Origin of the sequence: Rhodopila sp. (assembly GCF_035548235.1) — a bacterium.
Lineage (GTDB): Bacteria > Pseudomonadota > Alphaproteobacteria > Acetobacterales > Acetobacteraceae > Rhodopila.
Window position 1 is genome coordinate 1 of record NZ_DASZTJ010000013.1, and the last position, 6,616, is coordinate 6,616.

10 protein-coding genes are annotated in these 6,616 nt (G+C 69.5%); 9 read left to right on the forward strand and 1 reads right to left on the reverse strand.

Annotated elements, in window-relative coordinates:
• Positions 1 to 74: 74 nt before the first annotated feature.
• The 9 genes from VHB27_RS00630 (at position 75) to VHB27_RS00670 (ending at position 6,406) form a co-directional block, all read left to right on the forward strand.
• Positions 75 to 1,382, forward strand: a complete 1,308-nt coding sequence (locus VHB27_RS00630; RefSeq protein ID WP_325596629.1) for an aspartate aminotransferase family protein — start codon at positions 75 to 77, stop codon at positions 1,380 to 1,382.
• 283 nt (positions 1,383 to 1,665) lie between these two features.
• Positions 1,666 to 2,256: an imidazoleglycerol-phosphate dehydratase HisB gene (hisB, locus tag VHB27_RS00635; protein WP_325596631.1), complete on the forward strand. Its 591-nt coding sequence runs from the start codon at positions 1,666 to 1,668 to the stop codon at positions 2,254 to 2,256.
• The gene (locus VHB27_RS00640; protein ID WP_325596633.1) at positions 2,253 to 2,624 is read left to right on the forward strand and encodes a DUF2628 domain-containing protein; all 372 of its coding nucleotides are present in this window, start codon (positions 2,253 to 2,255) and stop codon (positions 2,622 to 2,624) included. The genes hisB and VHB27_RS00640 overlap by 4 nt, the downstream gene beginning before the upstream one ends.
• Positions 2,621 to 3,262, forward strand: coding sequence for an imidazole glycerol phosphate synthase subunit HisH (gene hisH, locus VHB27_RS00645; protein WP_325596635.1), 642 nt, complete (start codon positions 2,621 to 2,623; stop codon positions 3,260 to 3,262). Before VHB27_RS00640 ends, hisH begins: the two co-directional genes overlap by 4 nt.
• On the forward strand, positions 3,262 to 3,831 hold the full coding sequence (locus tag VHB27_RS00650; RefSeq protein ID WP_325596637.1) for a GNAT family N-acetyltransferase: 570 nt from the start codon (positions 3,262 to 3,264) through the stop codon (positions 3,829 to 3,831). Before hisH ends, VHB27_RS00650 begins: the two co-directional genes overlap by 1 nt.
• The gene (gene hisA / locus VHB27_RS00655) at positions 3,828 to 4,562 is read left to right on the forward strand and encodes a 1-(5-phosphoribosyl)-5-[(5-phosphoribosylamino)methylideneamino]imidazole-4-carboxamide isomerase (protein ID WP_325596639.1); all 735 of its coding nucleotides are present in this window, start codon (positions 3,828 to 3,830) and stop codon (positions 4,560 to 4,562) included. Before VHB27_RS00650 ends, hisA begins: the two co-directional genes overlap by 4 nt.
• A 123-nt stretch (positions 4,563 to 4,685) precedes the next feature.
• Entirely contained in the window at positions 4,686 to 5,456 is a 771-nt protein-coding gene (hisF, locus tag VHB27_RS00660) for an imidazole glycerol phosphate synthase subunit HisF (RefSeq protein ID WP_325596641.1), read from the forward strand.
• Between the two features lies 1 nt (position 5,457).
• Complete coding sequence (locus VHB27_RS00665) at positions 5,458 to 5,946, forward strand: phosphoribosyl-ATP diphosphatase (protein ID WP_325596643.1); 489 nt, start codon at positions 5,458 to 5,460, stop codon at positions 5,944 to 5,946.
• Positions 5,947 to 6,028: 82 nt separating this feature from the next.
• Complete coding sequence (locus tag VHB27_RS00670) at positions 6,029 to 6,406, forward strand: histidine triad nucleotide-binding protein (RefSeq protein ID WP_325596645.1); 378 nt, start codon at positions 6,029 to 6,031, stop codon at positions 6,404 to 6,406.
• 72 nt (positions 6,407 to 6,478) lie between these two features.
• Here the strand turns inward: VHB27_RS00670 and VHB27_RS24760 are convergent.
• A partial coding sequence (locus VHB27_RS24760) for a TauD/TfdA family dioxygenase (protein WP_408903942.1) occupies positions 6,479 to 6,616 on the reverse strand: 138 nt, incomplete at its 5' end.

Sequence of the window (6,616 nt, forward strand, 5' to 3'; positions counted from 1 at the left end):
CACCCTAATGCATTGCGCCATGGGGCGCGGCCGCGCAAACTTGCCCTGACCGGGCCTATCCCGCGGGGGACTTCATGAGCGAAACCAGCCTGCGCAACGCCAGCATCGACGCCGCCCTGAACGAGGTGAAGGAAGCCTATGTCACCGGCAACCCGAACAGCCTCGCCCGCTATGTGGAGGCGACGGGCGTCATGCCCGGCGGCAACACCCGCACCGTGCTGCACTACGCGCCGTTCCCGCTGGCGATGACCCGCGCGGCGGGCTGCCGGATGTGGGACGCCGACGGGCATGAGTTCGTCGATTTCCTGGGCGAATACACCGCCGGGCTGTACGGCCATTCCCATCCGGTGATCCGTGCCGCGCTGGACAAGGCGCTGGACAGCGGCATCAGCTACGGCGCGTCGAACATGACCGAAGTCCGGTTCGCCCGCGCGGTATGCGAGCGGTTCGGGCTGGAGCGGGTGCGCTTCACCAATTCCGGCACCGAGGCGAACCTGCTGGCGATCTCGCTGGCCCGCATCTACACGCGGCGGCCGAAAGTGATGGTGTTCAACGGCGGCTATCACGGCGCGGTCTTCGGCTTTGCCGGCGGCGGCTCCCCCATCAACGCCCCGTTCGACTACGTGCTGGCGACCTACAACGACATCGAGGCGACCCGGACGCTGATCGCCGAACATGCCGCGGCGCTGGCGCTGGTGATCCTGGAGCCGATGATCGGCAGCGGCGGGTGCGTCCCGGCCTCGCACGATTTCCTGCACATGCTGCGGGCGGAAACGGAACGGGTGGGCGCGCTGCTGGTGCTGGATGAGGTGATGACGTCCCGCCTCGCCCCCGGCGGCCTGCAATCGGTGATCGGGGTGAAGCCGGACCTGACCACGTTCGGCAAGTATATCGGCGGCGGCATGTCGTTCGGCGCGTTCGGCGGCCGGGCGGAGATCATGGACCTGTTCGATCCCAGGCGGTCGGACGCGCTGCCGCACGCGGGGACGTTCAACAACAACATCCTGACCATGTCGGCGGGCCTGGCCGGCCTGACCGACGTCTACACCGCCGACGCCGCGCGCGCCCTGAACGCTCGGGGGGACGCGCTGCGGGAGCGGTTGAACGGCCTGTGCAAGGCAGCCGGCGCGGCGATGCAGTTCACCGGGATCGGTTCGATGCTGGCGGTGCATTTCACCACCGCGCCGATCCGCAACCCGGCGGATGCGGCGAAGGCGGACCAGAAGCTGAAGGAGCTGTTCTTCTTCGACATGCTGGCGCACGGGATCTGGCTGGCGCGGCGGGGGATGATGACGCTGTGCCTGCCGATCGGCGACGCGGAGTGCGACAAGCTGGCGGCGGCGGTGCAGGAGTTCCTGGAGGCGCGGCGGTCGCTGCTGTAGGCGCTTCGGGGGCCGGGCGGGATCGCACCCGCCGGCGTTGATCCTGGCCCTCCCGCCACCGCGTCCCGGCTCGACCGGGCCATCTTTCCCCTTGAGGCACGTTCCCCTGAGGTACGTCCCCTGAGGTACGTCCCCCTGAGGCACGCGACGACCCGGTCGAGCCGGGCCGGGACGCGGGGGTGCGAACCCGCGCGGCTGTCCTGATGCCCCACGGGGCCTGGCGTCACCGCCTCGACACAAACCCTGGACCTGCCCCCCTTGCCGCTGTAGGGAAACCGTCATCATGTCCCGCACCGCCGCCATCACGCGCAAGACCTCGGAAACCGCGATCAGCCTGACGCTCGATCTCGACGGCACCGGCGAGTCGGAGATCGACAGCGGCATCGGCTTCCTCGACCACATGCTGACCGCCTTCGCCCGCCACGGAATGTTCGACCTGACCATCCGCGCCGAGGGCGACCTGCACATCGACTACCACCACACCACCGAGGATATCGGCATCGTCCTCGGCGCCGCCTTCGCCCGGGCGCTGGGCGACAAGCGGGGCATCCGCCGCTTCGGCCACGCGGTGATCCCGATGGACGAGACCCTGGCCGAAGCGGCCGTCGACATTTCCGGCCGGCCGTTCCTGGTCTGGGACGTCGCTTTCGACAAGGCCAAGATCGGCGACATGGACACAGAGCTGTTCGAGGAGTTCTTCCGGGCGCTGGCGTTCAACGCGCTGGTGACGCTGCATGTGACCCGCAAGACCGGCCGCAACGCCCACCACATCGCCGAAGCCTGCTTCAAGGCCGCCGCTCGGGCCATGCGCGCGGCGACGGAGCTCGATCCGCGGGTGGGGAACGCGATCCCCTCCACCAAGGGGGCGCTGTGACGTTCTACAGCACGCATCTGAAGCCGAACGCCGAACCGATCCTGGTGCCGGAACGGTTCGCCTGGGGCGCGCTGGTCTTCGGCCCGCTCTGGCTGGCGGCGCATTGCGCCTGGATTCCGGCGGTCCTCGCCTTCGTCGCCGGCTTGCTGATCGTGACGCTGACCCATGGCGGCCTGGCAGTGCTGCTGATGTCCGGGCTGGCGGCGATCCTGGGCCTGACCGGCAACGACCTGCGCCGCTGGTCGCTGGAACGGCGCGGCTACGTGCTGGTCCATGTCTTCGGCGGCCGTGACGAGATCGAGGCGATGCAACGCCTGCTGGTCCACCGTCCCGACCTGGAAGCCCGCTACCGGCCGGGCGTGGCATGATCCGCGTCGCCGTCGTCGATTACGGCAGCGGCAACCTGGCGTCGGCGTCGCGGGCGCTGGCGCTGGCCGCAGAGCGCGCGGGGATCGCAGCGCGCGTCGACGTCACCGCCAACCCCGAAATCGTCGCCGCGGCCGATCGCATCGTGCTGCCCGGCCAGGGCGCCTTCGCCGATTGCGCCGACGGCCTGGCCGCCGTGCCGGGCATGCGCGACGCGATCGAGACCGCGACGGATGCCGGCACGCCGTTCCTGGGCATCTGCGTGGGCATGCAGTTGATGGCGCAGCGCGGGCTGGAGCATCGGATCACCCCCGGGTTCGGCTGGATCCAGGGCGACGTGGCCGAAATGAACGTCCCGGGCCTGCGCCTGCCGCAGATGGGATGGAACGGGCTGGAATTCGTTCCCGGATCGCATCCTCTCCTGGACGGATTGGTCCCGGGTGACCATGTCTACTTCGTGCACAGCTATGCCCTGACCGGCGGCCGGCCGGACCAGACCATCGCGACCACCGATTATGGCGGCATCGTGCCCGCCATCGTCGTGGCCGGCAATCGCGCGGGCACGCAGTTCCACGTCGAAAAGAGCCAGGATGTCGGGATCCGCCTGCTGGGCAACTTCCTGACGTGGACGCCGCGCTGATGTCCGCCGACGCCGAGATCCAGCCCATCCTGTTCGTCGAACGGCTGAAGGAATTCGCCGAAACCGACCTGCACGCGCTGTGCGAGGCGACGGACGCCGCGATCATCGACGGCGGCGGGTTCGGCTGGGTCACGCCGCCCGGCCGGCGCGCCCTGGAATCCTATTTCCGCGGCGTCCTTCTGGTTCCCGAACGCGAGCTGTTCGTCGCGCGGCTGAACGGCGACATCGTCGGGTCCGCCATCCTGGTCCGCCCGCCGCGCAACAACGAAGCGCAGGCTTTCTCCGCCAACCTCATGCACGCCTATGTCGCGCCCTATGCCCGCGGCCACGGCCTGGCGCGCATGCTGACCCAGGGGGTCGAGGACCGCGCGCGGGAACTCGGCTACCACGTCCTGAACCTGGACGTGCGGGAGACGCAGACGGCGGCGATCCGGCTGTACCAGTCGATGGGCTATGTCCGCTGGGGCGAGCACCCGGAATACGCGCTGATCCGCGGCAAGGTGGTCAGCGGCTATTTCTTCTACAAGCGCCTGCGTCCGCCCAAGGGCACGGCCGAGACGCCCGAATGACCGGACTGACGCTGTATCCCGCGATCGACCTGAAGGACGGGCAATGCGTGCGGCTGCGCCGCGGCGACATGGCGAAGGCCACGGTCTATTCGTCCGATCCCGGCGCGCAGGCCCGCGCCTGGCAGGCGGCGGGGTTCGCCTGGCTGCACGTGGTCGACCTCAACGGCGCCTTCGCCGGCAAGCCGGTGAACGGCGACGCGGTCCGGGCGATCCTGGCCAATGTCGCCATTCCGGTGCAACTGGGCGGCGGCATCCGCGATCTGGCCGGCATCGCGGCGTGGCTGGACGCCGGGATCACGCGCGTCATCCTGGGCAGCGCCGCGGCGAAGAACCCTGCCCTGGTCCACGACGCCTGCCGGACCTTTCCCGGCCGCATCGCCGTCGGCATCGACGCGCGCGACGGCTTCGTCGCCACCGAAGGCTGGGCCGAGACCTCCACGATGCCGGCCGCCGACCTCGGGCTGCGGTTCGAGGACGCGGGGGTCAGCGCCATCATCTACACCGATATCGGCCGCGACGGCATGCTGGGCGGGCTGAACCTCGAGCAGACCGTCGACCTGGCGAACCGGCTGACCACGCCCGTGATCGCCTCGGGCGGGGTCGGGTCCCTGGCCGACCTGGCGGCACTGAAGCGGGTCGCAGCGGGCACCCGGATCAAGGGCGTCATCGTGGGCCGAGCGCTGTACGACGGCCGAGTCGCTCCGGCGGAGGCCCTGGCGTTGTTCGCGTGAGTCCCGGCACGCCCCTTTGTCTAGATAAGTTCACGACTGATCCGGGGCGAATACCCTATTTGCCGTGGATGCATGCATAGACGCTTGCATCCGGCGCCCCAGCCCTTTCAAAAGTTGCCTGCCATGCTGAAACTGCGTGTGATTCCTTGCCTGGACGTGAAGGACGGACGCGTCGTCAAAGGCGTGAACTTCGTCTCTCTGCGCGACGCCGGCGATCCGGTGGAGCAGGCCGCGGTGTACGACGCGGCCGGCGCGGATGAACTGACATTCCTCGACATCACCGCCAGCCATGAGAACCGCGACACCATCCTGGACGTCGTGTCGCGGACGGCGGCGAAGGTGTTCCTGCCGCTGACCGTCGGCGGCGGGATCCGCTCGACCGAGGACATGCGCCGCCTGCTGCTGGCCGGCACCGACAAGTGCAGCCTGAACTCGGCGGCCGTGGCGCGGCCGGACCTGGTGCGGGAAGCGGCGACGAAATTCGGCAGCCAGTGCGTGGTCGTGGCGGTCGACGCGAAGCAGACCGGCCCCGGCAAGTGGTCGGTCTTCACCCATGGCGGCCGGCGCGATACCGGGATCGACGCGATCGCCTGGTGCCAGCAGGTCGTGTCCCTGGGCGCCGGCGAGATCCTGCTGACCAGCATGGACCGTGACGGCACGGGCAAGGGCTTCGACCTCGACCTGCTGCGCGCGGCTTGTGCGGCGGTGCGGGTCCCGGTCATCGCCTCGGGCGGCGTCGGCACGCTGCAGCATTTCGTGGAGGGCGCCCAGGCGGGGGCCACCGGGCTGCTCGCCGCGAGTGTGTTTCATTTCGGCACGTTTACCGTCGCGCAGGTGAAGGAAGCCCTTGCCCAGGCCGGCCTGCCGGTCCGGCTGCCGCGAAAGGCCGCCTGAAATGGCTAAGAAGACCAAGACCATGGGGAGCGGCCTCGATCCGTTGCTGTCGGCGAAAGCCGGCCGCAAGCGGAAAGCGCGCAAGGCGATCAAGCAGCGCCTCGCCCCGCTGCTGGCGGGCGCCCCGTCGGAGGCGGGGGTGATGGACCGCCTGCACACCGTCGTCCTCGGCCGGCGGGAAGCCGATCCCAATGTCAGCCACTCCGCCCGGCTGCTGTCGCGCGGCATCACCAAGGTCGCGCAGAAATTCGGCGAAGAGGCGGTGGAATGCCTGATCGAGGCGGTCGCCGGAAACAAGGACGCGGTGATCGCCGAGAGTGCCGACGTGCTGTACCACCTCGTGGTCCTGTGGGTGTCGTGCGGCGTGACGCCGGAGCAGGTCTGGGCCGAACTGACCCGCCGCGAGGGGATCAGCGGCATCGCGGAGAAGGCCGCGCGGCCCAAGCCCCTGCTGGCGGCGCTGAAGCCGGGGACGTCGAAAATCCCCTGATCCGGCGCGGCTAGCTTCCACGCGCCCGGCCGTGACATAAGGGCGGCGTCCTCATTCGCAATCCGTCCGGAGGAATGACGCCATGGCCGTCAGCGGTCTGCCCCCTTACGATCCGAACAACATCTTCGCGCGGATCCTGCGCGACGAGATCCCCAGCCGCAGAGTGTATGAGGACGAGTGGGCGGTCGCGTTCCACGACATCAACCCCCTGGCGCCGACCCATATCCTGGTGGTGCCGCGGGGCCCGTACTGCTCCTTCGCGGATTTCAGCGCCCAGGCATCGGACGCCGAGATCGCCGGCTTCATCCGCGCGGTGGGCAAGGTCGCTCGGGACCTGGGACTGGAGGCGCCTGGCTATCGGCTGCTGGCGAACACGGGCGAGCACTCAGGGCAGGAGGTGCCGCACCTGCACGTCCACCTGTTCGCCGGCCGGCCGCTGGGGCGGATGATCGCGGGGTGATCGCGGCCGGCGTCCCCCCGGCTTGACCGGGCCAGGACGGGGGGAGGCTCAGGATGAAGCTCGGGGCGAAGCCTATGCCGCCAGCGCCGGGGCGTTCCCCGCCACCGTCGTGCGGTACATCAGCCGCTGGTACTTCGCGTGATCGAACAGGCTCGCCGTGTGCAGCACCGCGCGGTTGTCCCACATCACAAGGTCGCCCTGCCGCCAACG

Excerpts from the sequence above, each read along its gene's own strand:
- VHB27_RS00630 (WP_325596629.1), top strand. The coding sequence starts at position 75 with ATGAGCGAAACCAGCCTGCGCAACGCCAGCATCGACGCCGCCCTGAAC.
- hisB (WP_325596631.1), top strand. The coding sequence starts at position 1,666 with ATGTCCCGCACCGCCGCCATCACGCGCAAGACCTCGGAAACCGCGATC.
- hisH (WP_325596635.1), top strand. The coding sequence starts at position 2,621 with ATGATCCGCGTCGCCGTCGTCGATTACGGCAGCGGCAACCTGGCGTCG.
- VHB27_RS00650 (WP_325596637.1), top strand. The coding sequence starts at position 3,262 with ATGTCCGCCGACGCCGAGATCCAGCCCATCCTGTTCGTCGAACGGCTG.
- hisA (WP_325596639.1), top strand. The coding sequence starts at position 3,828 with ATGACCGGACTGACGCTGTATCCCGCGATCGACCTGAAGGACGGGCAA.
- hisF (WP_325596641.1), top strand. The coding sequence starts at position 4,686 with ATGCTGAAACTGCGTGTGATTCCTTGCCTGGACGTGAAGGACGGACGC.
- VHB27_RS00665 (WP_325596643.1), top strand. The coding sequence starts at position 5,458 with ATGGCTAAGAAGACCAAGACCATGGGGAGCGGCCTCGATCCGTTGCTG.
- VHB27_RS00670 (WP_325596645.1), top strand. The coding sequence starts at position 6,029 with ATGGCCGTCAGCGGTCTGCCCCCTTACGATCCGAACAACATCTTCGCG.